This is a genomic window from Limnohabitans sp., assembly GCF_044361645.1.
In the GTDB taxonomy this organism is placed as follows: Bacteria; Pseudomonadota; Gammaproteobacteria; order Burkholderiales; family Burkholderiaceae_C; genus Limnohabitans_A.
In genome coordinates this window covers 1-22,397 of sequence record NZ_JBIKIL010000060.1, presented here as the reverse complement: position 1 = coordinate 22,397, position 22,397 = coordinate 1, and the positions used below count along the sequence as shown (strand labels likewise).

Annotated in this window: 22 protein-coding genes and 1 pseudogene; 12 read left to right on the top strand and 11 right to left on the bottom strand. The window is 58.8% G+C overall.

All coding sequences use genetic code 11. The features are described from left to right. Positions 1 to 123 precede the first annotated feature (123 nt). Together ACIQ39_RS10870 and ACIQ39_RS10865 are read left to right on the top strand one after the other, a co-directional pair. The gene (locus tag ACIQ39_RS10870) at positions 124 to 663 is read left to right on the top strand and encodes a hypothetical protein (protein ID WP_396434619.1); all 540 of its coding nucleotides are present in this window, start codon (positions 124 to 126) and stop codon (positions 661 to 663) included. Continuing rightward, the gene (locus tag ACIQ39_RS10865) at positions 660 to 1,364 is read left to right on the top strand and encodes a hypothetical protein (RefSeq protein WP_396434618.1); all 705 of its coding nucleotides are present in this window, start codon (positions 660 to 662) and stop codon (positions 1,362 to 1,364) included. The genes ACIQ39_RS10870 and ACIQ39_RS10865 overlap by 4 nt, the downstream gene beginning before the upstream one ends. A gap of 87 nt (positions 1,365 to 1,451) precedes the next feature. Here the strand turns inward: ACIQ39_RS10865 and ACIQ39_RS10860 are convergent, their stop codons facing one another. From ACIQ39_RS10860 to ACIQ39_RS10830, 7 genes and pseudogenes are all read right to left on the bottom strand, one after another. Continuing rightward, positions 1,452 to 1,640: a c-type cytochrome gene (locus ACIQ39_RS10860; protein WP_396434617.1), complete on the bottom strand. Its 189-nt coding sequence runs from the start codon at positions 1,638 to 1,640 to the stop codon at positions 1,452 to 1,454. 348 nt (positions 1,641 to 1,988) lie between these two features. Continuing rightward, positions 1,989 to 3,677 (bottom strand): annotated as a pseudogene (locus tag ACIQ39_RS10855) (PQQ-dependent methanol/ethanol family dehydrogenase). A gap of 262 nt (positions 3,678 to 3,939) precedes the next feature. Then, a complete protein-coding gene (locus ACIQ39_RS10850) occupies positions 3,940 to 4,923 on the bottom strand; it encodes a quinoprotein relay system zinc metallohydrolase 1 (protein WP_396434616.1) in 984 nt (327 codons plus the stop codon). Beyond that, entirely contained in the window at positions 4,920 to 5,720 is an 801-nt protein-coding gene (locus tag ACIQ39_RS10845; RefSeq protein ID WP_396434615.1) for a quinoprotein dehydrogenase-associated SoxYZ-like carrier, read from the bottom strand. The genes ACIQ39_RS10850 and ACIQ39_RS10845 overlap by 4 nt, the downstream gene beginning before the upstream one ends. Positions 5,721 to 5,741: 21 nt before the next feature. Beyond that, positions 5,742 to 6,596 carry an ABC transporter permease gene (locus ACIQ39_RS10840; protein WP_396434614.1) on the bottom strand — a complete coding sequence of 285 codons (855 nt, stop codon included), beginning with the start codon at positions 6,594 to 6,596 and terminating at the stop codon, positions 5,742 to 5,744. Further along, positions 6,578 to 7,843 (bottom strand): branched-chain amino acid ABC transporter substrate-binding protein, encoded by a 1,266-nt coding sequence (locus ACIQ39_RS10835; RefSeq protein ID WP_396434613.1) that lies wholly within the window; start codon positions 7,841 to 7,843, stop codon positions 6,578 to 6,580. The genes ACIQ39_RS10840 and ACIQ39_RS10835 overlap by 19 nt, the downstream gene beginning before the upstream one ends. Further along, positions 7,840 to 8,832 carry a PQQ-dependent catabolism-associated beta-propeller protein gene (locus ACIQ39_RS10830; protein ID WP_396434612.1) on the bottom strand — a complete coding sequence of 331 codons (993 nt, stop codon included), beginning with the start codon at positions 8,830 to 8,832 and terminating at the stop codon, positions 7,840 to 7,842. Before ACIQ39_RS10830 ends, ACIQ39_RS10835 begins: the two co-directional genes overlap by 4 nt. Before the next feature lie 188 nt (positions 8,833 to 9,020). Between ACIQ39_RS10830 and ACIQ39_RS10825 the strand changes: the two genes are divergently transcribed. The 6 genes from ACIQ39_RS10825 (at position 9,021) to ACIQ39_RS10800 (ending at position 13,007) form a co-directional block, all read left to right on the top strand. Further along, on the top strand, positions 9,021 to 10,019 hold the full coding sequence (locus ACIQ39_RS10825; RefSeq protein WP_396434611.1) for a Bug family tripartite tricarboxylate transporter substrate binding protein: 999 nt from the start codon (positions 9,021 to 9,023) through the stop codon (positions 10,017 to 10,019). Further along, on the top strand, positions 10,016 to 10,786 hold the full coding sequence (locus ACIQ39_RS10820; RefSeq protein WP_396434610.1) for an ATP-binding cassette domain-containing protein: 771 nt from the start codon (positions 10,016 to 10,018) through the stop codon (positions 10,784 to 10,786). The genes ACIQ39_RS10825 and ACIQ39_RS10820 overlap by 4 nt, the downstream gene beginning before the upstream one ends. 182 nt (positions 10,787 to 10,968) lie before the next feature. Beyond that, entirely contained in the window at positions 10,969 to 11,619 is a 651-nt protein-coding gene (locus tag ACIQ39_RS10815) for a glutathione S-transferase family protein (RefSeq protein ID WP_396434609.1), read from the top strand. A 116-nt stretch (positions 11,620 to 11,735) separates the two neighbouring features. Then, a complete protein-coding gene (locus ACIQ39_RS10810; protein WP_396434608.1) occupies positions 11,736 to 12,107 on the top strand; it encodes a TraR/DksA family transcriptional regulator in 372 nt (123 codons plus the stop codon). A gap of 20 nt (positions 12,108 to 12,127) precedes the next feature. After that, a complete protein-coding gene (locus tag ACIQ39_RS10805) occupies positions 12,128 to 12,502 on the top strand; it encodes a hypothetical protein (RefSeq protein ID WP_396434607.1) in 375 nt (124 codons plus the stop codon). A gap of 88 nt (positions 12,503 to 12,590) precedes the next feature. After that, positions 12,591 to 13,007, top strand: a complete 417-nt coding sequence (locus tag ACIQ39_RS10800; RefSeq protein ID WP_396434606.1) for a VOC family protein — start codon at positions 12,591 to 12,593, stop codon at positions 13,005 to 13,007. 76 nt (positions 13,008 to 13,083) lie between these two features. Here ACIQ39_RS10800 and mrdA read toward each other — a convergent pair whose 3' ends face one another. From mrdA to ACIQ39_RS10780, 4 genes are all read right to left on the bottom strand, one after another. Next, on the bottom strand, positions 13,084 to 15,081 hold the full coding sequence (mrdA, locus tag ACIQ39_RS10795; RefSeq protein ID WP_396434605.1) for a penicillin-binding protein 2: 1,998 nt from the start codon (positions 15,079 to 15,081) through the stop codon (positions 13,084 to 13,086). A 2-nt stretch (positions 15,082 to 15,083) separates the two neighbouring features. Further along, positions 15,084 to 15,605, bottom strand: coding sequence for a rod shape-determining protein MreD (gene mreD, locus ACIQ39_RS10790; RefSeq protein WP_396434604.1), 522 nt, complete (start codon positions 15,603 to 15,605; stop codon positions 15,084 to 15,086). Next, positions 15,602 to 16,558 (bottom strand): rod shape-determining protein MreC, encoded by a 957-nt coding sequence (gene mreC, locus ACIQ39_RS10785; protein ID WP_396434603.1) that lies wholly within the window; start codon positions 16,556 to 16,558, stop codon positions 15,602 to 15,604. The genes mreD and mreC overlap by 4 nt, the downstream gene beginning before the upstream one ends. Before the next feature lie 67 nt (positions 16,559 to 16,625). After that, positions 16,626 to 17,669 carry a rod shape-determining protein gene (locus ACIQ39_RS10780; RefSeq protein WP_295519713.1) on the bottom strand — a complete coding sequence of 348 codons (1,044 nt, stop codon included), beginning with the start codon at positions 17,667 to 17,669 and terminating at the stop codon, positions 16,626 to 16,628. Positions 17,670 to 17,878: 209 nt separating this feature from the next. Here ACIQ39_RS10780 and gatC point away from each other — a divergent pair, with 209 nt between their 5' ends. The 4 genes from gatC (at position 17,879) to ACIQ39_RS10760 (ending at position 22,392) form a co-directional block, all read left to right on the top strand. Then, on the top strand, positions 17,879 to 18,178 hold the full coding sequence (gene gatC, locus ACIQ39_RS10775) for an Asp-tRNA(Asn)/Glu-tRNA(Gln) amidotransferase subunit GatC (RefSeq protein ID WP_396434602.1): 300 nt from the start codon (positions 17,879 to 17,881) through the stop codon (positions 18,176 to 18,178). A gap of 3 nt (positions 18,179 to 18,181) precedes the next feature. Further along, the gene (gene gatA / locus ACIQ39_RS10770) at positions 18,182 to 19,645 is read left to right on the top strand and encodes an Asp-tRNA(Asn)/Glu-tRNA(Gln) amidotransferase subunit GatA (protein ID WP_396434601.1); all 1,464 of its coding nucleotides are present in this window, start codon (positions 18,182 to 18,184) and stop codon (positions 19,643 to 19,645) included. A gap of 111 nt (positions 19,646 to 19,756) precedes the next feature. Continuing rightward, complete coding sequence (gene gatB, locus ACIQ39_RS10765) at positions 19,757 to 21,253, top strand: Asp-tRNA(Asn)/Glu-tRNA(Gln) amidotransferase subunit GatB (protein WP_396434600.1); 1,497 nt, start codon at positions 19,757 to 19,759, stop codon at positions 21,251 to 21,253. A 347-nt stretch (positions 21,254 to 21,600) separates the two neighbouring features. Beyond that, positions 21,601 to 22,392 (top strand): hypothetical protein, encoded by a 792-nt coding sequence (locus ACIQ39_RS10760; RefSeq protein WP_396434599.1) that lies wholly within the window; start codon positions 21,601 to 21,603, stop codon positions 22,390 to 22,392. The last annotated feature ends 5 nt before the right edge of the window (positions 22,393 to 22,397 follow it).

Genomic DNA, 22,397 nt, shown 5'->3' with positions numbered 1-22,397 from the left:
GCGTTTGGACAGCGAGTTGGCGTCTTTTGGCTTCACCCATTTGGTGACCTCTGTAAATCCGTTGAAACTGGCTACCAGTCTAGCTTGCGGCCGGTTTATGCAACGTCAACTGCCGGAAATAGGATGAAACACCCCCCCATGATTCCAAGCACCACCACCGAATTGCTCTGGCTGGGCATCGCCTACGCTCTGCTCGCCTTTTTACTCTTGTGTCTTTGCCTGGCCACACGTTGGCATTGGCTGGTCAAGGCCGTCATGGTGCTGGTCGTCAGTGGGTTTTTCCTGCTGCACAACCAGGTGTTGCGCGGCATCGCGGGCTGGCCTGCCGACGATGCCCTGCCCCCTCGCTTTGTGCTGCTGTCGGCCGTGTTTGACGAACCCAGCCCGGCACGCCAGCACCCGGGGGCCATTTACATCTGGGTCAATGAACTCAAAGACCACGAAGCGCTCGATTTGCCCCGCGTGCACCGCCTGCCCTACGAAAAAGACCTGCACCGCATTTTGGGCGACGGCATCAAAAAAGCACGCGACGGCAACACCCAGATCGGCACCACCGAGCCGCGCCGAGGCCCGGCAGGCCTGCCTTGGCTGAGACCGGCCAACGACGACAAAGTCCAGATCAAACTCAGCGACTTGCCGCGTGCGCAATTGCCCGAAAAATGAACAGCATCCAACCCATTGCCCTGGCTGGCGCATCGCTGTGCGCATTGCTGCTCAGTGCCTGCTCGCCCCAGGCAGGCCCTGACTGGTTTCCCCTGCGTGCAGGGGACGTCACGCGCTATGAAGTGCGCTACAACCAGGAGGCCGGCAAAGACAAGGAAGTGTGGACCTTGCGCACGCGCGAGCCGGTCCTGTGGCGCGGCCAGACCCATGCGGTGCGTCACCACTCGCAAGGCGTGGCCTATTTTTTTCAAGTGGATGAACAAGGTGTGCGCCGTGTCGCCCATCAAACCGACATCGACCGGGAACCGCAAGCGGACCCAGCGGCCATGTGGGTGCTCAAGGCCCCCTACCAAACCGGGACCGAATGGACCACGACCACCGTGCCCTATTTACTGATGCGCAAAAACGAGTACCCCCGCGACCTTCGGTACACCCACAAAACCACCATGACGTGGCGGATCGTGTCCGACCAAGAACAGCTCAAACTGGCCAGCGGCGAGGTTTTACAGCCTTGCCTGCATGTGGTGGGCGAGGCCTTTTTGAACCTTTACACCGACCCGGTCAACGGTTTTACCGACGTGCCCCTGACCAGCCACGAGTGGTATTGCCAAGGCCAGGGCTTGGTCAAATTCACGCGGGAAGAAAAAGTGCTGGCTGGGTTTTTAACCGGCGGGGCATTGACGGCGGAGCGGGTTCGCTGAAGCAACAGGGAGGTCAAAACGGACGGCGCCTGAACGTGTGCATTTGTGCGCACATTGTTGAACCCCCAGAGGCCACATCACACCCGATCAGGGCTTGCTCGCAAGAATGTGCGTGGCCACCACTTTCAGCTCATCCTGGCTCATGTTTCGATGGGCAGGCATGGGGATTCGGCCCCACTTGCCCTTCGCGCCGTTCTGGATGGATTGCATCAAAGTGGCCACGGCATCCTTGTCGTTGCGGTATTTGTCCGCCATGACCCCAAATGAGGATCCCACGATTTTTCGTCTTTGGCATGGCAGGACATGCATCCGTTGTCTTTGAGGATGGCATGTGCATCGGCTGCTTGCGCTACGCCAGCGGCAGCCCCGCACAGGGCCAGCAACACGAGGCTGGATCGGGTTTTCATGTTCATGTCTTTCTGTCTGGCAACTACACGCCAGGCCCGTGCTGTAAGCAAGCAGCGCCTGTGCAGCTCATGGCCAAAAAAGCAGCCGCCTGCTCTGGTGCGCAAAAGACTGCCCGGATGCTGCGGCCGCAGCACAAAGCCCTGGTGGGCCATGCGCTTTGGGCCTTGCCTTGGTGTGACCACTTGCGCGAATCACTTCCAGGGCACGGTCAGAAGATCACTTCAGCAGCTTGAAGGTCCAAACAGAACCGCCTTGCTCAAGAAAGTTGACCTTCTTGGCCACTTCACCGCCCCACAGCGGCACCGCACCACCCCAGCCAGAGACCACGGACACATACTGCTCATTGCCTTCTTTCCAGGTGATGGGCGGCGCCACGATGCCCGAGCCGGTCTGGAACTGCCAGACCACTTTGCCGGTCTTGGCATCGGCGGCCTTCAGGTAGCCTTCAGGCGTGCCCCAGAACACCAAGTCGCCGGCCACCAGCACGCCACCCCACAGCGGGGCTTCGTTTTTGACTTCCCACTCGATCTTGCCGGTCTTGGGGTTCACAGCGCGCAAGGACCCGATGTAGTCGTCGTACAAAGGTTTGATGGTGAAACCCGCGCCCAGAAATGCCGCGCCTTTTTTGTAGGTCACAGGCTCGTTCCAGATTTCCATCCCCCACTCATTGGACGGCACGTAGAACAACTTGGTCTTGGGGCTGTAGGCCATGGGCATCTGGTTTTTGCCGCCCAAGAAACCCGGGGCTGCAAACACGGCTTTGCCTTTTTGGCCATCGCCACCAGTGCCTGTCGGGTCACCTGGGCGATTTTCAGGCACGAAGTTGGGACGACCTGTCTTCAAGTCAATGCCATTGGCCCAGGTGGTTTTGGTAACAAACGGGAAAGCGTTTTCCAACTTGCCGGTTGTGGCATCGTTCACATAGAAGAAACCATTGCGGTCGGCTTTGCCGCCCATGGTTTTGCCGTCCATGTCGAACAAGACGAACTCATTGGTGCCGTCATAGTCCCAACCGTCGTTGGGGGTGTTCTGCTAGTGCCATTTGATCTGGCCTGTTTTCACATCAATGGCCACCGTCGAGGTGGAGTACAGGTTGTCACCTTTGCGCAGGTGGCTGTTCCAAGGACCGGGATTGCCTGTACCAAAATACGCCAAGCCTGTTTTGGGGTCGAACGTGCCGCCCATCCATGGTGCGGCTCCACCGGTTTTCCAGGTGTCACCAGGCCAGGTGGCATTGGTGGAGCCGGAAATGCCGTTTTCCTTGCCGTCCTTGTAGCCCATGTGGCCTTCGACCACGGGGCGTGTCCAGACCATTTTTCCGGTCTTGGGGTCACGCGCCTCGACTCGGCCGACCACGCCAAACTCGCCACCAGACAAACCCGTCACCAACAAGCCATCGGCAATCAAGGGTGCTGCCGTGTAGCTGTAGCCTGCAGAGTAATCGTCGATCTTCTCTCGCCACACCACCTTGCCGGTGTTTTGGTCCAGCGCGACCAATTGAGCGTCCAGCGTGCCGAAGATGACCAAATTGTCAAACAGCGCAGCGCCCCGGTTGATCACGTCGCAGCAAGGCATGATGCCTTCGGGCAGACGGTGCTCGTACTTCCAGAGTTTTTTACCGGTCTTGGCGTCCAGCGCAAAGATGCGGGAGTAAGAGGCGGTCACGAACATCTTGCCGCCGTGGATCAGGGGCTGTGATTGTTGGCCGCGCTGCTTTTCGCCACCAAAAGACATGGACCACACGGGCACCAGTTTGCTGATGCTTTTGGCGTTCACGTCGGTCAGTGGCGAAAAGCGCTGCCCCTGTGTGCCCAGCCCCGACGACAGCACGTCGTTGGTGGTGGTGGCATCTTTGCCAATCATGTCGCTGGTCACTTGAGCCCCCGCTTGCGCGGCGGCCATCATGACGAGCAGGCTTAAAAGTTTGTGTTTCACAGTGGCGTCTCCTGTTGACAGACGGGTCAGAGCGTTGAAAAAAATAAACGACTTGCCAACCGGTCCTGCTGCGCGGGCATGCGTCGTGTGCTGTGCTTGGCAAATACCGTGCCATCAACAAGGCCATTGGGACGCGCCCAAAGATCAGGCCTAACCCTTATAAATATGTTGCTTCTGGGAGCCCCGTTCAACAGCTTGACACCCCGGGGGCATCGCGCTGTTCAACTTTGGATCACTGGGGTGTCACAGTCGGCGCAGTCTGCAATGAAAACTGTTCAGTCTCATAGCGCGGGTACAACGTGGTCACATTGCGCGAGTACTCTGGCCGCAAGGCCGCCCACCGGGCAAAGCGCTCGGGTATGGGCAGGTGCAAGACTTCCGAAATGTCCAGACCCTTTGCCGCGCTGGTCTGCATGCGCGTGTGCAACCATTGCAGCCAGTCCAGCGTCTGGTCTAGCCCATGGGTGCCGGTGTGAACCGGGCCGTGGCTGGGCACCACCGTTTTGACTTGACCTTGGGTGATCCACTGGCGCATCACTTGCAAACTGGCGATCCAACGCCCCAGCTGGGCATGAGGCACCGTGGGCACACGCTCGGCAAACACCAGGCCCCCAGCAAACAGCACACCCGTGGTGCGATCGATCAGCACCAGGTCATCGTCTGTGTGGCCTTGCAGGCGAACCCACTCCATGGCGTGGTCACCCCAATCGAAGCGACCGGGCTGGATGTCTTCGCGCGAAGGGCGAAACTCGGTGCCGCGCATCCAGTCACCACACAGTCGGTACAGGTTGTCTTCATAAGCCTTGCCCTCGGCCTGCATGCCCGCGCGGCTGCCAGGCAAGGCGGCGGTGGGCACATCGCCCCAAGCTTGGTTGCCCAAAAAATAATCGGGGTGCAAATTCAGACTCACCACTTGCTTGACGGGCTGAACCGTGACGCGGTTCAGCGCCGCGCGCTGCTGTTCGCCATACATGCGAGAGGGGCCGGTGTTGATCACCAAAGTGCCCGCAGCATTGCTCAAAAATGCGGTGTTGATGATGTTGCATCCGTTGGCTCGGCTGAAGTCATCAACAGCGCCCTCCAAGACCCAAGTGCTCGGCGCCAGCCAACGTGGCTGCAATTGGTAATCGAGCCGCGCCACATCGACCGCCCCGGCAGGCTTGCCCAACAAGGCCCAAAACAAGATCCCTGCCCAGCCCGCAGCACTGCTTGTCATGCGGTCACCTGCGCTTGAATGCGGTTGCCATTGTTGTCGCGCCCGGTGAGTTGCCACGGGCCACGCACGGCATCGCCCAGCTCCAGAGTCAAAAGAGGGTTTTCTGCAACCGGCTCAGACAGCGCCAATCGCCAAACCGGCTGACCCTGGGGGTTGCGCAACTCCAGTTGCTCGATGTGAAAACTCGGGATGCCCGCCACCAGCCCGGTGTCCATCGGGTGCATCACGCGCAGGCGCAGGCGGGTGCCGCCATCGATGACGTTGCGAAAAACCCGTGCCTGCACCTGCCCCAGGGTTCGGCTCCAGGAACCGTCGGCCCGCGTGATGCCAGGCACAGTGCAGCCACCACCTGCCGCATTCACCCAAGTCTGCCCCACATGCCAACGGCCATCGCGGGTGCGCACCAAGGCGCGCACGGGCGAGCCTTGCTCCATGCGAAAACGAAAAGCCAGCACAGGCCAGCTGCCCAGCGGCTCAAAGTCGAGGATTTGCTGGATTGGATTGCGGTCGGCAAGCAGGCGGATCATGTCAATGGGGCCAGCCGTGCGCACCAAGGCCCGCGCGTCAAGCAAGATCGGCACATTCATCGCATCTTCGGCAAACTCGGGGCCTTTGACCAACACCTCATCGGTGAAGCGCCAGTTGGTCCCGGCCAGATGCTTTTTGACCAACACCGGCCACTGCATCGAACCCAGTGGATCACCCCCTGTGGGGTCCTCCACTTGACCCCAAGCCGCCCCCCCCAGCATGCCACCCAGCCCGGTCAAGGCACGGCGGCGGCTCCATGAGTTGTTCATTTTTTCCCCCTTTGATTTTTTTCACGATGCGCCGCGCTGCTTCATCCAGCCCCGCTGCGGGTCGTAGCCACGCACGGCCAGCGCGAAGAAGGCCAAAGTTCCCAGCACCCCCACGGCCCAGCCCATGGGGTAGATTTGCCCGTTCAGGGCAAAACGCATCGTCTCGACCGCTTGTGTGAAGGGGTTGAGCAGCGCCATCTGGTGCAACCAATAGGCACCGGCTTCTTCAAACTTCCACAGGGGGTACAGGGCCGAGCTGATGAAAAACATCGGGAAAATCACGAAGTTCATCGCCCCTGCAAAATTTTCCAACTGGCGCACATACACCGACAACACCAAGCCCATCGAAGCCATGAGCACGGCAGCCAAAACCATGGCAGGCAGCGCCAACAAAGCGTTCAGCACAAGCACATCCACCCCCAGCAAGTAAGCCACACCCAAAAAAACCACCATCTGCAAGACCGACAAACTGGTGCCCGCCAACAATTTGAAGCCCAATAACCAAGCGCGGTGCAAGGGTGCTGTGAGCAGCAAACGCATCAGGCCCATCTCGCGGTCGTACACCAGCGACAACGAGCTTTGCATGCCATTGAACAGCGCGATCATGCCCAGCAAACCCGGCAACATGTAAACCTTGTATTCGATGTAGGTCTCATAGGGCGGGATGATGGACACGCCAAACACGTTCTGGAAACCGGTGGCAAACACCACAAACCAGAGCAGCGGTCGCACCAAGGCTGAGGCCAAGCGTGCGGGTTGACGCAAGAACTTGTGAATCTCGCGCCCAACCACAGCCCGCATGGCCCGCAGCAGGTGTGCGACAAGGCTTGGCGGGGCGACAAGCGCTTGTGGATCGGTCAGGGTTTGGCTTTGCATGCGCTTTCTTTTTCATCGACACCGAGTGTGTCCATCACTTCGACTGGGTGCAAGACGCCGTCCAGCGGCGCAGTTCCCGCCACGCCGTCCATGTGGCTCAAAAACAAGGGCTGGCGCAACTGGCCGTCCCAAGCACGGTAAGACAAGCGTGGTCCTTTGGCCCCATCCACAAACACCTGGCCACTGCGCAGCAAGCGGGCTTGTTCGGGCAAGGTGGCTTTGCTGTGATCGCTCACCAGAGCCGCGATGGATTTGACGGCCACCCAAGCGGCCCAGTCTTGCCCAACCATGGGGCGCTGGGCCAAGCGTGCAAAGCGGCGGTTGACTTGCGGGCCGCCGTTGCGTTCCCACTGCGCATGCCATGCCACAGCCACCAAACCATTGGCGCCCACCACCGGGCGGGGCTGCTGCGTAGCGTAGGGCAGTAAACGAGCAAACTCGCCATCGGCATCCATCACCGCCACGACATCGTGCTTGCGGTCATTGGTGAGCAATCGCGGGTTGGCCAAGTCGCGTTCACGCGGATCGCCTGAGAGTTTGAACGCTTTGGTGCCCACCGTTTTGATGCCATAACGTTTGGCTGCGCGCTGCCAAGCTTCGCCCTGACGTTGGTCGGCGGGCTCAGGACCTTGCAGCACCAAGGCATTGCGCCAAGCACGGTAGGCCAAGTATTGGGCCAGCGCATCCGCCAGCATGGCTTGGCTGGGATAGGTGTGAAACAGCATGGCCGCGCATTGGCTGCCCCGCAAGGCATCGGCGGTGGCACTGGCATTGACCAATAAGGCACTGCTGCCTGCGATTTGCACCACTTGCGCCCATTGGGCCTCAGGGACATCGACCACCCAGTAAGCCACACGATCGGTTTTGAGTTGTTGCAACAACTTGCCCAAATCCGCCGCGCTGCCAGCGCTGGCCTCAACCACCTTGATCGACTGACCAGCAGCGCGCAAACCCACCTCAGCATCTGCCGCCCCCAGTTGCACGGCATGCAGCAGTCGCCCTGCCGGGTGTCCGGGGTAGCCCCGCTCCAGCCTGCGACCTTGGTAACGGGCATCGTCTTGCAGCGACACCAAGGCCACCGTGTGGGTGCCAGCCTGTGCCGCGGGCACCGCAGTCAAGCCCATGACCAGCCAAACGAAGACCATCAGACAGGGCAGCAAACAGGCCTTGATCGCGTCCGCGCTCAGGCCTGTCCAGATGACACGCAGGCCAACGGCCCGAGGCTGTGGCTCTGGTCCGAGTGTCATGGGCTTACCAAGGGTGTGTGAGGCACGCGACCTGCGGCCACGGTGCGGATGGCTTTGCCAGCTTGGGTGTCCACCAAGCTCATGTCATCGGACAAGCCATTGGTCACATACAGTTTTTTTTCGTCTGGACTCATGGCCAAGCCCCAAGCCCGCTTGCCCACCAGCACGGTGCGGCGCACTTTGCGCGTGGCCACATCGACCTCGGCCACATGGTTGGCTCGACCCAGACTGACCCAGGCGGTCTTGCCGTCTCGCGTCATGACCACGCCCACCGGCGTGATGTCATTGGCCCGCATGCCTTTGATCTCGAAAGCAACGTTGCCCTTGACCGTGTGGGTTTTGGCATCGATCACCGAGACGTTGGCGCTCAACTCATTGCTGACCCATATTTCGCTGCCATCGGGCGAGGCGGCAAAGCGCCGTGGGCGGTTGCCCACCTTGATGTCCTTGACGATTTTTTGGCTGCGCAGATCTACCAAATGGACCAAATTGGCCTCTTCAGATGTGACGTAGGCAAACTGCCCATCCCGGGTGAGCATCACGCCCTCGGGCTCCCCCCCTGTTTTGACTTCGAACAGGGGCTTTTTGGTGGTCAGGTTGTAAGCAGCGAGCACACTGTCGTCTTCGATGGAGACATAGACCACTTGACCATCCGGACTCAGGTCAAAGATCTCTGGGCTGTTCCCCAAAGCCACGGTGTCGACCATCTTGCCGCTGGCCCGGTCCACCACGCCGAGTTGGTTGCTGTCACCACAGCAAACATAAATTTTGGACTGGTCTTTGCTGAACATCATGTGGCGCGGGCGCTTGCACACATCGATCCTGGATTGCAACTTGCCTGCGGCATCGAACACCAGCACCTGGTTGTCTTTCTCAGAGGACACATAAACGCTGGAAGCTTGCACCCAACCGGCACAACACAACAAAGCGGCAAGCGTCAATCTGCGCCATGCAGGCAGGCGTGCGACACAAAGTGGGCTTGAAGTCATGAAAAACGTCCCCTGGATGAAATGGAAAAAGTGCTCCGTTTTGACACACCTTTTGCTGTGCGTCTGCCAAGCCCTCCGCAAGTCTTGTGCCAAAAAACTGCCTGGCCAGCTTGTTTTGACCAAGGACGCCCTTGTTTTGTTGTTTGAAAAGCCGTCGCCACTGGCGTGCATTTTGCTAGTCCGTTGGCATGAAGTTTTTACGGAAAAACCCGCCCCCCCTCACCCGCCGCGATGCCTTGCGCCAGGCCATGGCACTGGGCATGGCGGTGTGGCCCGCTTGGAGCAAGGCCAGCAGCGGCTGGCCACAAAAGCCCATCCAGCTCATCGTGCCCTGGCCTGCAGGCGGCGGCACCGACCTGAGCATGCGGGTGCTGGCTGAAGAGGCGGGGCAACACTTGGGGCATTCGGTGGTGGTCATCAATCGCCCTGGCGCTGCAGGAACGCTGGTAGCGCCCTTGCTTAAAGCGGCCGCACCTGACGGCCACACCATTGGCCAATTGCCGCTGCCCGTGCTGCGCCACGCCCTCATGCACAAAGTGCCCTGGGACCCACTGACCGACTTGAGTCCCATCTTGCAGGTCTCGGGCACCACCTTTGGCCTGCTGGTACCCAGCCACAGCCCATGGCAGAAGGTGCAGGACCTCCTGGACTGGGCGCGTGCCCGTCCGGGCGAATTGATGCTGGGCTCCACCGGCATCGGCTCCACCCCGCACTTGGCCATGGAGGATCTGCTGGGAGCCCAAAACATCACCTACACCCACGTCCCCTTCAGAGGCACCACCGACCAAATGCTGGCCCTCGCCAGCGCAAACATCATGGCCGGGGTGAACTCCACCGGCTTCACACCTTGGGTCGAGCAGGGCAAATTGCGCCTGCTGGCGGTCTTCAGCGAGCAACGCAGCGCCCGGTGGCCGCAAGTGCCCACCATGAAAGAGTTGGGTTTTGCGCAAGCCGTTTTCCACTCGCCGTGGGGCTTGGCAGCGCCTGCAGGCACCCCCCCAGCGGTGCTCGGCCAATTGCACGACGCCTTTAAAGCGGCCATGTTCAGCGCCAGGCACATAGCCGAGCTGCAGCGCTATGACCAAGAGGCCAACTATCTGGACAGTCTGGCGTACAAACAGTCGCTGATCCAGATCACCCAACACGAACGAAAATTGCTGCAGCGCATGAAACTCTTGACCGAATGACCTCTGCCAACTTTGACACCCTGACCTCAGACCGGCCCCCACAGGCCTTGCCCTTGCGCGCCGTGTCGCTGACGAAAGCCTACCAAGGCCACGTGGCCCTGCGCAACTTGAGTTTGAGCCTGGCCCCAGGTGAGCGCGTGGTCCTGCTGGGACCCAACGGCGCTGGCAAATCCACATTGCTGCAATTGCTCACCGGTTTGTTTGCACCCGACAGCGGCAGCATCCACATCATGGGCCACGACCTGCGCACCGCTGCACCCCAGGCACTGACCCATCTGGGAGTGGTTTTCCAACAACCCGCTCTTGACCTTGATTTGAGCGTGCAAGCGAACCTGCGCTTTCACACCGACCTGCACGGCCTTCCCCGCGCCCTGGCCGAGCAACGCATTCACCAAGGTCTGGAGGGTCTGGGACTGCTGAGCCATTTGCGCCAGGCCTGCCGCACTTTGTCTGGCGGCAATCGTCGAAAAGTGGAGCTGGTGCGCGCTCTGCTGCATCGCCCAGCGGTGCTGCTCATGGACGAAGCCACCGTTGGCCTAGACCCGGCCTCGCGGGTGCAACTCTTGCAGGCGGTGCAAACGCTGCAGCGCACCCAAGGCGTGGCCACACTGTGGGCCACCCACTTGGTCGAGGAGGTGGCGAACGCTGACAAAGTGATCGTGCTGCACCAAGGCCAAGTTCGGCATGAAGGCCGGGTGAGTGACCTGTTGACCGAGACCGGTCAAAGCGACGTGCAAGCAGCGTTTTTGAGCTTGACGCGGGCCTGAACCACACGGCTTGAACCACACGGCTTGAACCACACAAAAGACGCATCCTGTTCGACGCTGACGAAACAGCGCAAAGATGCTTTTGCCAGACAAATCCAACAGATACAAACGCCGTCATGTTGGCGACCCGCCCAAGCCCATCGAGGCACTACGCTGCTTTTTTTAAACCACCAGAGGTCACCATGCTCACACTCTGCGGCTTTGCAGCCAGCAACTACCACAACAAAGTCAAACTCGCCTTGCTCGAAAAAGGCGTGCCTTTTGTAGAAGAGTTGGCCTGGGTGGGCGCGACGGATACCCAAGCCAGCCCCTTGGGCAAAGTGCCCTACCTCAAGACCCCCGATGGCGCGGTGTGCGAGTCGGCCGTGATGCTGGAATACATTGAGCAAAAGTACCCGCAAAACCCCTTGATCCCTGCTGACCCTTTTGCCGCGGCCAAGGTGCGCGAATTGGCGCTGTTTCTGGACCTGCACCTGGAGCTGGTCGCACGCAACCTGTACCCCGAAGCCTTTTTTGGCGGCAAGGTGAGCGACGCGGTGAAAGAGAAAACCGCAGCGCAGCTCGAAAAGAGCGTGGCGGCTTTTGCCAAGTTGGCCAAGTTCGCGCCCTTCATCGCGGGCAACAGCTTGAGCCTGGCCGACTGCGCCGCCGTGACACACCTGCCATTGGTGGCCAGCGCCACCAAAGTCGTTTATGGCAAAGACTTCCTGGCCGATTTGCCGGTGCGCGACTACTTGAAAATGATGGGCGAGCGGCCCCACATGCAAACCGTGAACGCCGACCGCAAAGCCAATATGGAATTGATGATGGCGCGCATGAAAACCAAAAACTGAGGCCTTGCGCTTGAGCACTTGAGGCGCATCAACCCCTTGCCCATGACGGCGACCCGGCAGGCGCGGGGGTTGACCCAGATCAATGCCGCGTCACCCCAGGTGTCTAGGATGAGTCCATGACACCATCCAGCACCCCAAGCCCCTCCTTCTACCGCGAGCGCCTTTTGCAAGAGCGCACGCAACTGCTGCAGCGCATCGCCGAGCAGCGCGGCGGCCTGGTCTCGCGCGCCGACATGGCCGCAAAACACGACATGCGCCATTTTGATGACCGGGCCCAAGCCATTTCTGAACGCGATGACGAGTTCGCCATGAACGAACACGAAACCGCCCAGCTGGGAGACCTGGCAGCCGCACTGAAACGCATTCATGCGGGCACCTATGGCCAGTGCACCGACTGCGGCGTGACCATTCCGCCTGCACGCCTGAACGCCTACCCGACCGCCAAACGCTGCATCGATTGCCAGACTGTGGCCGAGCAGCGCCGTTGATTTTTTAACCCAGGATTTTGATGCGCACTTTTCATGCTGTGGTCTGGATGGACCACCAAGAAGCCCATGTCGTCATGTTTGACCGTGAGCACGTACAGGCCCAGCGCGTCCCAGCGCGCAGCCACCACAAACACCAAGGCAAGGCCGGTGACATGGCTGTCTTTTATGCCGAGGTGGCCCAAGCCCTCACAGGCGCCCACGAAGTGCTGGTGACTGGACCCGGTTCGGCGCGCAACGAATTTCGCAACTGGTGCACAAGCCATCAAAAAGGCATTGCAGCGGCTGTCGTGGACAGCATCGCCAGCGACCACCCCTCTGACGCGCAACTGGTGGCCATGGCCAAAAAGTACTTCAAAAAATACGACGCGATGGCCGCAGACCCGACACAGGTCTGAACCTCACCTGCATTCAGGCCCCTGCATCTGGGCTTGTTCGGGCGCTTGCGGCAGCCCCAGTGCTGGGCTGGCTGCTATGCTTGGCAGCATGAACAGTCTCTTTCACCTCGCCTTCCATGTCACCGACTTGGACGAGGCACGCCGCTTTTATGGCGGTGTGCTGGGTTGCCAAGAAGGCCGCTCCACCCAGACTTGGGTGGACTTTGACTTTTTTTCGCACCAAATTTCGCTGCACCTGGGTGAGCCTTTCAAAACCAGCCTGACAGGCCACGTGGGCGAGCACTTGGTGCCCATGCCGCACTTTGGTTTGGTCTTGCAAAGGGACGATTGGCAACATCTGGCCGATCGCCTGCAAGCGGCCAACATGGCATTTGTGGTGCCGCCGCATTTGCGTTTTGAGGGCCAGCCTGGCGAGCAATGGACCATGTTTTTCATGGACCCGTTTGGCAACCCCATAGAGATCAAAGGTTTTGCCCGTTTGGACACGGTTTACGCCAACCGATGACCCCAGCGGCCAACCTGCCGCCACCGCTTACGGCACTGTGCTGGCCCGCCCTGATGTTTTGGCAAGCGACACGGCATCAACGTGCTGGCGGCACCTGCACAGGCGGGGCGGCAGGCTCAATCAAGGGCACATCTTGCTTGGCCCTTGGCTTGCCTATCGGTTTGGATGACTGGCCTTTTTGGGTCGCTGCGATGTCCTCCACGCTGGGGTATTGACCCAACAGCCAGTAGTCAAAAACACGCCTTGCTATGGGCGCAGCAGAGGCCGCACCGAAACCCGCGTTTTCAACCACCACGGCAAGCGCAATCTGCGGCGCTTCGGCCGGCGCGTAAGCCATGTACAAAGCATGGTCACGCTGGTACTCAGACAACTTGCTCGCATCGTATTTGTCTTTTTGCCCAATCGTCACGGCTTGGGCGGTGCCCGTTTTGCCCGCACTGGTGTAGGCCGCACCCTCAAAAACACGCGCTGAAGTGCCCGAGGTCACCACACCCGCCATGCCCTGACGGACCACATCCAAGTGCTCGCTTTTGTAGCCCAAATCCAGCGGTGGTTGGGCAAACGCCTGTGTTTGCGTGTGCGTCACTGCGTCTTGAGTGGCCATGACCACATGCGGTTTGAATTGAACCCCATGGTTGGCCAATGTGGCGGTGGCCGAAGCCAACTGCAGCATGGTGAAGGTGTTGTAGCCTTGGCCAATGCCAAGCGATATGGTCTCGCCGCCAAACCATTTCTTTTGCTCGGGATTTTTGAAATAGTTGCGTTTCCACTCGGTGCTGGGCAGGATGCCGCGCACTTCACCAGGCAAGTCGATGCCCGTGATTTGGCCAAAGCCCAGTGGCCGCATGAAGTCATGGATAGCATCCACCCCCAAATCATTGGCCAGCGCGTAGTAGTAAACATTGCTCGACTTGACAATGGATGTGAGCATGTCAACCGGGCCAAGGCCGCCGTCGCCATGGCTGCGAAAAGTATGCCCGCCGTAGGTCCACGATCCGGTGTCGTAGACCACCGTGTTGGCCTTGCGCTTGCCCGTGCTCAGGGCTGCCAAAGCCATGAAAGGCTTGTAAGTCGAACCCGGCGGGTAGGTGCCGCGCAACGCCCGGTTCAGCAAGGGTTTGTCAATCGATTCGTTGAGCATTTTCCAGTTGTCCACATCGATGCCATCCACGAACCAATTGGGATCGAATGTCGGCTTGCTCACAAAAGCCAGCACGTCGCCTGTCTTCGGGTCCAGCGCAACCAAGGCCCCGCGTCGGTTGCCAAACAGGTCTTCAACCAATTTTTGCAACTGGATGTCGATCGACAAAACCACGTTCTTTCCGGGCACGGCTGGCCGGTTGAACAGGCTTCGGATGGCTCGTCCACCCGCTGACGTCTCCACTTGGTTGATGCCCGTGATGCCATGCAGCTCGCGTTCGTAGTGCCGCTCGACCCCCAATTTGCCGATGTACTCAGTGCCCCTGTAATTGGCCGTGTCGTCGTTTTCCTCGATGCGCTCTTTGTCGCTCTGGTTGATGCGGCCGATGTAGCCGATCACATGGCTGGCCACCTCGCCATAAGGATATTGCCGGAACAGGCGGGCCTTAATTTCTACGCCCGGAAAGCGGTAGCTCTGCGCACTGAATCGGGCCACCTCTTCATCGCTCAAGCGGTTGCGAATGGGCAGCGAGTCAAAGCTCCTGGACTCCTCGCGCAAGCGCTTGAAGCGTCGGCGATCGCGGGTCTGAATGTCTACCAACTGCGCCAACTCATCGATGGTCACTTCCAAATCTGTCACCTTAGAGGGCGTGATCTCTAAGGTATAGGCCGAATAATTGTTGGCCAAAACCAAACCGTTGCGGTCAAAAATATTGCCCCTTGGTGGCACCGTCGGCAGCACAGCGGTGCGGTTGCTTTCGGCCTGCGCCATCAAGTCGTCGTGGCGAAAAATTTGCAGGTACACCAAGCGCGTGGCCAACAAAATAAAGCACAACAAGACCAGCCACTGAACCACCACCACGCGGCCTTGAAATCGGTCGATTTCCATGCGTGTGTCGCGCAACTCCGACAGCGAAGGCATGTGCAAAGTCATGGTCACAGCGGCCGTATATCGTCACGCTCAAACGCCCGTCGCTGGGGGGCCAGCAACAAAGCGCCCACGACAGGCCACAGCAGCGTTTGCAAAAAAGGGCTTGGCAACTGGGTCCAATTGGGCCAAGCGCCATGCGCAATCAAGCGCGAGAGCCACTCCACAACAGCCGCTGCCAAAAACAGTGGCAGTATTTGCAAAGCTTGCTCGCGCAGCGGAAACCACAGCAAACGCCGCTGCGCCAATGCGGCCATGCCCGACAACACCACGTAAGACAAAGCGTTTTGGCCCATCAACGCCGACTCGTGCACATCCATGGCCAAGCCCAGCAAAAAAGCCAACACCAAACCCACGCGCCGAGGTTGGTGCACCGACCAGAACACCAAGACAATGGCCAGCACATCGGGCAGCCCATTCCAACTCAACAAGCCCAACAACATGTTCAACAGCAAGGCCAACAAAAACGTCAACGCAATGAACTTGGGATTGGCAGGCAATAGCAAGGGGCGACCCGCAGGCATGATCATGGTTTTATCTCCTTGCCCACCCCTGCTGCTGCAGATGCCTTGCCTTTACCAGTACCCACTGCTCCCGTTGCAGGCCCAAAAGAGGCCGCCGCATCGGGCCAATCTTGCACCGGCACCAGCACCAACAAATGCCGTCCGCGCTCGCTGGCCATGGGCACCGCATGGACCCGAGCAAAGGTGGAGTCAGCCTGCCGGTCGACACGCAAAATGCGGCCCACATGCAAGCCTGCCGGGTACACCCCATCAATGCCGCTGGTGGTCAGCAAGTCGCCCTTTTGCACATCGGCCCCTGCCGGCACAAACTTCAAGTCCAAAGAGCCGCCAAAGGTGAACGGGTCCCCGCTGGCCACATGGCGACTGCCTGTGCGGGTGTTCATGACCGGAATGCTTTGACTGCGGTCAATCAACAAAGTGACTTCGCTGGTCAAGGGGTAAACACGTGTGACCTGTCCCACCACACCCGCCGTGTCAATCACCGCAGAGCCACGAACAATGCCCGCAAGTTGGCCCCGGTCCACCACCACCCGACGGGTGTACGGATCGGCGGTGACATAAAGCACCTGCACCGCCTTGGCCGGACCCGCGGTTTGCGTACGCAAGTCGAGCAATTGGCGCAGGTGTGCATTTTCTTGATTCAACTGCTCCACTTGCTGCAAGCGCTGCGCTTGGGCAATGGTGCGGCTTTGGTACAGCGCAATGGCATCTTGCGCCTCGTCCAAGTTGCCAAAGTAATGCGCGCTGGTGCGGATCAATCGGCCAGGCTGCAAGGACAACCATTGCATAGGAGCCAAAACCAATGCCACCGCCGAACGCAATGGTTGCGAAATGTGCAATCGGTGATCTGCCGCCATCAACAACACCGCCAACAAGCCCAACAAAAGCATTTTTGAAGTCGTCGACAGGCCTGGCCGAAAAATCGGCGGTGTGCTGCGCTCAAACGTATCCAGGGCCATGGATCAATTGCACCGGAAAGGGGGCATGAGAAAGTCAGAAAACCGCTTGGCCGCTCCTGGAAGGGGCTTACTCGCTGGTGAAGATGCTGCCCAGCTGGTCCATGCGCTCCAGCGCCATGCCGCAACCCCGTGCCACACAGGTCAGCGGGTCTTCGGCCACCAACACGGGCAAGCCCGTTTCTTCGGCCAGCAAGCGGTCCAGGTCGCGCAGCAAAGCGCCACCGCCGGTGAGCATCATGCCGCGCTCGGCGATGTCGGCACCCAACTCGGGGGGGGTGTGCTCCAGCGCGGTTTTGACGGCCGAAACAATTTGATTGAGCGGATCGGTCAGGGCTTCCAGAATTTCGTTGGAACTGATGGTGAAGCTGCGCGGCACGCCCTCCGACAGGTTGCGGCCCTTGACTTCCATCTCTTTGACTTCACTGCCCGGAAAGGCTGACCCAATGTTTTTCTTGATCGACTCGGCCGTGGGCTCACCGATCAACATGCCATAGTTGCGGCGGATGTAGCTGATGATGGCCTCGTCAAACTTGTCCCCCCCCACGCGCACGCTGCCTTTGTAGACCATGCCGCCCAAAGAAATGACCCCCACCTCGGTCGTGCCACCGCCGATGTCCACCACCATCGAGCCGGATGCAGCCGACACCGGCAAACCGGCACCGATGGCTGCGGCCATGGGCTCTTCAATCAGGTAAACCTCGGAGGCACCAGCGCCCAATGCCGACTCGCGAATGGCGCGGCGCTCCACCTGGGTCGAGCCGCAAGGCACGCAAATGATGATGCGAGGGCTGGGGCGAAACGTGCTGCGCGGGTGCACCATGCGGATGAACTGCTTGAGCATTTGCTCGGTCACCGTGAAGTCGGCGATCACGCCGTCCTTCATGGGGCGAATGGCCTCAATGTTGCCGGGCACCTTGCCCAACATGGCCTTGGCCTCGTGGCCGACAGCTTGCAGGGTTTTTTTGCCCTGCGGCCCGCCTTCGTGGCGAATCGCAACGACAGAAGGTTCATCGAGCACGATGCCTTTGTCGCGCACAAAAATCAAGGTATTGGCTGTGCCCAAGTCAATGGCCAGGTCGCTGGAAAAATAACGGCGGAAAGAGGAAAACATGCAAATCCTTTGGTGCTCCAACCCGATGCGCTGGCGCAAACCAGCCATTGGGCGGCACATCGGTCAAACGGGGTGTATGAAAATGGGTGCTTGGCAAGGCATTCTGAGCCATTCAGCAAACACAGGATAATACCCGATGCCCCTGTCTTTTCGCGGCCCCAGGGCTGCCCAATGCACCGAAAAACACCCTACCCTAAACCTTTTTAACCATGTCGTTGACCCCACAGGATATTGCCCGGATCGCCAACCTCGCCCGGCTGGAACTCAAAACCGAGGAAGCTGAGCGCATGCGCACGCAAATCAATGGCTTTTTTAGCATGGTTGAAGCCATGCAGGCGGTGGACACCACCGGCATCGAGCCGATGGCCCACCCCGTGGCCGCCATTCAGGACATCACGCTGCGCCTGCGCCCCGACGTGGCCAGCGAGACCAACCAACGCGATCTGAACCAGCAAAGCGCCCCCGCCGTCGAGCGCGGCCTGTTCTTGGTCCCCAAAGTCATCGAGTAAGCCATGCGTGATCTGCACAACTTGAGCGTGAAAGCGCTGGCCGAACTTTTAAAGTCCAAACAAGTCAGCGCCGTCGAAGTGGCGACCCGTTTTTTGGCGCGCGCAGGCGGCAACCCACACAACGCCTTTTTGGACATCGACAGCGAAGTCACGCTGGCCCAGGCCCGCGCCTCGGACGCCAAACTGGCCACTGGCACCGCCGGCCCGCTTGAAGGCGTGCCCGTGGCGCACAAAGACGTGTTTGTTACCCGCGATTTCGCCACCACCGCAGGCTCCAAAATCCTGAGCGGCTACCGCTCGCCCTTTGATGCCACCGTGGTGCAGCGCTTGGCGCAAGCGGGTATGGCCAGCTTGGGCAAGCTCAATTGCGACGAGTTCGCCATGGGCTCGGCCAACGAAAACTCGGCCTATGGCACCGTGACCAACCCTTGGGACACGACCCGCGTGCCCGGCGGCTCATCGGGCGGCAGCGCCGCGGCGGTGGCGGCACGTCTGACACCCGCAGCGACTGGCACCGATACCGGCGGCTCGATCCGCCAGCCCGCCAGCTTTTGTGGCATCACCGGCATCAAGCCGACCTATGGCCGCGCCAGCCGTTACGGCATGATCGCCTTTGCCTCCAGCTTGGACCAAGCGGGCCCCATGGCACGCAGCGCCGAAGACTGCGCCCTCTTGCTCAGCGCCATGTGCGGCCCCGACCTGGACCGCGACTCGACCTCGCTGGACATGCCCGCTGAAGACTTCAGCGCAAATTTGAACCACTCGATTGAAGGCCTGCGCATTGGCATTCCCAAAGAGTTTTTTGGCGAAGGCCTGCACCCCGATGTGCGCGCTGCGCTGGACGGCGCTTTGCTCGAGTATGAAAAGCTGGGCGTCAAGCTGGTGCCTATCAGCCTGCCGCGCACCGAGCTGTCCATTCCCGTCTACTACATCATTGCCCCGGCCGAAGCCAGCTCCAACCTGAGCCGCTTTGACGGCGTGAAGTTCGGTCACCGCGCCAAGGACTACACCGACCTGGTGGACATGTACAAAAAAACCCGCTCCGAAGGCTTTGGCAACGAGGTCAAACGCCGCATCATGACCGGCGCTTACGTGCTCAGCCACGGCTACTACGACGCCTATTATTTGCAGGCGCAAAAAATCCGCCGCATGATTGCTGACGACTTTCAAAACGCGTTCAAGGAATGCGACGTGATCGCCGGCCCCGTGGCCCCGTCTGTCGCCTGGAAGTTGGGCGAAAACGCCAATGACCCGGTGGCCGACTACCTGGCCGACATCTTCACCCTGCCCGCCTCGCTGGCTGGCTTGCCCGGCATGAGCTTGCCTGCTGGCTTTGGCTCGGGCAACATGCCCGTGGGCATGCAACTGATTGGCAACTATTTCAAGGAAGCCCAATTGCTGAACGCCGCACACCGCTTGCAGCAAGCCACCGATTGGCACCTGCAAAAGCCGGGCAACGTGGCATGAACGTGGCCATTGTCATCGCGAGCGAAGCGCGGCGATCCAGGTCTGCCTTGTCGCATGCGCCACTCGCAGTGACGGCCACAGGCCATTTGTGATTCAACGGATCAACACACCATGAGCAAACTCGTCCAAGGCTACGAAGTCGTCATCGGCTTCGAAACACACGCCCAACTCTCCACCCAAAGCAAAATTTTCAGCCGCGCCCCCACCGCCTTTGGTGCCGAGGCCAACACACAAGCCTGCGCGGTGGACATGGCCCTGCCCGGCACGCTGCCGGTGATGAACATCGGCGCGGTGGAGCGTGCCATCGAGTTCGGCCTGGCCATCAACGCGCACATCGCCGAGCGCAGCATTTTTGCGCGCAAAAACTACTTTTACCCCGACCTGCCCAAGGGCTACCAGATCAGCCAATTTGAGATCCCGGTGTTGCAAGGCGGTGAGGTGTCCTTCTTTTTGGAAGAAGGCAAAGAGACCGTGCGCAAAACCGTGCGCTTAGAGCGCGCCCACCTGGAAGAAGACGCGGGCAAATCGCTGCACGAGGATTCGAGCTTGGGAGCGTCCATCGGAGATGGACGGGGCCAATCCGGCATCGACCTGAACCGCGCGGGCACACCGCTGCTGGAAATCGTGACCCAGCCCGACATGCGCAGCAGCGACGAAGCCGTGGCCTACGCCAAAGAGCTGCACAAAATCGTGACCTGGATCGGCATCTGCGACGGCAACATGCAAGAAGGCAGTTTCCGTTGTGACGCCAACGTGTCGGTGCGCAAACCCGGTGGCGAGTTGGGCACGCGCCGCGAGATCAAGAACCTGAACAGCTTCAAGTTCATGCAGCAAGCCATTGACTATGAAGTGCGCTGGCAGATCGAGCAAATCGAAGACGGCCGCGCCATCCAACAAGCCACGGTGCTGTTCGACCCCGACACGGGCGAGACCCGCGCCATGCGCACCAAAGAAGACGCCGCCGACTACCGCTACTTTCCCGACCCGGACCTGCCGCCTTTGGTGATCAGCCGCGACTGGGTCGAGCGCGTGAAAAGCGAAATGGCCGAGTTGCCCCGCGTGATGGCCGAGCGATTCGTCAAAGACTACGCCCTGCCCGAATACGACGCCACACAGCTGACGCAAAGCAAGGCGGTCGCCGCCTACTTTGAAGCCGCAGCCATTGCCTGCGGCCAGCCCAAACTGGCCAGCAACTGGATCATGGGCGAAGTCTCGCGCCGCTTGAACGCCAGCGAGATGACGATTGAGCAAGCGCCGGTGAGCGCCGCGCAACTGGCCGCCCTGATCGGCCGCATCAACGACAACACCATCAGCAACAACGCAGCGCGGCAGGTGTTTGAAGGTCTGTGGAACAAAGAAGGCCCCTCCGGTAGCGAAGCCGATGTCGACGCCCTCATCGAAGCCAAGGGCCTCAAACAGATGAACGACACCGGCGAGCTGGAAAAGATCATCGACGACGTCTTGGCTGCCAACCCCAAAAACGTGGAAGAGTTCAAGGCGGGCAATGCCAAAGCCCTGAACGGCTTGGTCGGCCCCATCATGAAAGCCAGCAAGGGCAAGGCCAATCCGGCGCAGGTGAATGCTTTGTTGATGAAGAAGCTGAGTTGAGCTTTTCAGAGCATGACTTTATACGCTGGTGGCTCAAAATTTGAGCCCGCTATAAGTTATCAAAAATCTGAGCCATAATCGCTCCGGTGCGAAAACAATTCATTATCCTTAAGTCATATGCTTATGAGGCTGGACACAATCGCCACTAAATCAGCCACCGCGCCCCTAAGGGCTTAGGGCTATAATCACCCGCGTCGGTCTATCGTGAACTGATAATGAACAGCCCACAACTCGCCGATCAAATCGATTGCAATCCAGGTTGTTGTACTTCACTTTTGAATCCGCCAAGTAAAAAAAAGCACATTTCATCTTGAATTTACAGCACATTGAATAGGTCACGCGACAATATGAAAAAATTTATTTTTTTTGTTTTTTCTTCTTTTATTTTCCTGATCCTTCCAGTATCAGCATCAACGCTTCAAAACACGTTCAGAGAATTAAATATTGAATATGGATTAATAATACAACTTAATCCAAATAAAGACTCATCAGCCACCACAAAGTTTGCAGCCAAAGTCGTGGGCAGCGAAATAAGATTTGAAAATTTCACACACGAAATCAAATCGGACGGAAAAATTTATACTCTTTCTTCCTCAATTGAGATACCTAAAGCGATTTCCCTGGTTTCAAGTTTAGACAAAATAATTCGGCAATCGTCAGGCATCGTTACCAAGGGGGGGTTACAAGGCTTAATTATTAGTGAAAAACGTGGCAGCAAGATGGATTTAAATGCCACCTCCTATCTGCCTTCCAAAAAGAAGGTTACTTTTTTAAAAAATAATCAGTTTGTTAAAGAGCTTCAAATTGAAGGAAATGTTACGGACATGAACAGTCTGCCCTATTTATGGGTTGACTCCAAATTTATACCGAACGCAATTTCTATTAATTTACTCGATGCAAAGAAAATCTATAAAACAGATTTTATTTCGAAAAAAGGAACGTTCGTAGTCAACAATCAACGGGTTCCAATTATTCAATTCACCAAGGTCAAGAAAGACAAGGAAGACTCTGAATTAACGATAACTGTCAGAGAAATTGACGGCTATCCTGTAAGAATTGATTTTGGCCTTAGCGCCAAAGAAGGAGTAAAAATGTCAATTTTTCCAATACAAACACCTAAGCAAGGTTTTAAATTTTAATGGCT

Coding starts and splice junctions, on each gene's coding strand:
- ACIQ39_RS10870 (WP_396434619.1), top strand. CDS start 124: ATGAAACACCCCCCCATGATTCCAAGCACCACCACCGAATTGCTCTGG.
- ACIQ39_RS10865 (WP_396434618.1), top strand. CDS start 660: ATGAACAGCATCCAACCCATTGCCCTGGCTGGCGCATCGCTGTGCGCA.
- ACIQ39_RS10850 (WP_396434616.1), bottom strand. CDS start 4,923: ATGACAAGCAGTGCTGCGGGCTGGGCAGGGATCTTGTTTTGGGCCTTG.
- ACIQ39_RS10845 (WP_396434615.1), bottom strand. CDS start 5,720: ATGAACAACTCATGGAGCCGCCGCCGTGCCTTGACCGGGCTGGGTGGC.
- ACIQ39_RS10840 (WP_396434614.1), bottom strand. CDS start 6,596: ATGCAAAGCCAAACCCTGACCGATCCACAAGCGCTTGTCGCCCCGCCA.
- ACIQ39_RS10835 (WP_396434613.1), bottom strand. CDS start 7,843: ATGACACTCGGACCAGAGCCACAGCCTCGGGCCGTTGGCCTGCGTGTC.
- ACIQ39_RS10830 (WP_396434612.1), bottom strand. CDS start 8,832: ATGACTTCAAGCCCACTTTGTGTCGCACGCCTGCCTGCATGGCGCAGA.
- ACIQ39_RS10825 (WP_396434611.1), top strand. CDS start 9,021: ATGAAGTTTTTACGGAAAAACCCGCCCCCCCTCACCCGCCGCGATGCC.
- ACIQ39_RS10820 (WP_396434610.1), top strand. CDS start 10,016: ATGACCTCTGCCAACTTTGACACCCTGACCTCAGACCGGCCCCCACAG.
- ACIQ39_RS10815 (WP_396434609.1), top strand. CDS start 10,969: ATGCTCACACTCTGCGGCTTTGCAGCCAGCAACTACCACAACAAAGTC.
- ACIQ39_RS10810 (WP_396434608.1), top strand. CDS start 11,736: ATGACACCATCCAGCACCCCAAGCCCCTCCTTCTACCGCGAGCGCCTT.
- ACIQ39_RS10805 (WP_396434607.1), top strand. CDS start 12,128: ATGCGCACTTTTCATGCTGTGGTCTGGATGGACCACCAAGAAGCCCAT.
- ACIQ39_RS10800 (WP_396434606.1), top strand. CDS start 12,591: ATGAACAGTCTCTTTCACCTCGCCTTCCATGTCACCGACTTGGACGAG.
- mrdA (WP_396434605.1), bottom strand. CDS start 15,081: ATGACTTTGCACATGCCTTCGCTGTCGGAGTTGCGCGACACACGCATG.
- mreD (WP_396434604.1), bottom strand. CDS start 15,605: ATGATCATGCCTGCGGGTCGCCCCTTGCTATTGCCTGCCAATCCCAAG.
- mreC (WP_396434603.1), bottom strand. CDS start 16,558: ATGGCCCTGGATACGTTTGAGCGCAGCACACCGCCGATTTTTCGGCCA.
- ACIQ39_RS10780 (WP_295519713.1), bottom strand. CDS start 17,669: ATGTTTTCCTCTTTCCGCCGTTATTTTTCCAGCGACCTGGCCATTGAC.
- gatC (WP_396434602.1), top strand. CDS start 17,879: ATGTCGTTGACCCCACAGGATATTGCCCGGATCGCCAACCTCGCCCGG.
- gatA (WP_396434601.1), top strand. CDS start 18,182: ATGCGTGATCTGCACAACTTGAGCGTGAAAGCGCTGGCCGAACTTTTA.
- gatB (WP_396434600.1), top strand. CDS start 19,757: ATGAGCAAACTCGTCCAAGGCTACGAAGTCGTCATCGGCTTCGAAACA.
- ACIQ39_RS10760 (WP_396434599.1), top strand. CDS start 21,601: ATGAAAAAATTTATTTTTTTTGTTTTTTCTTCTTTTATTTTCCTGATC.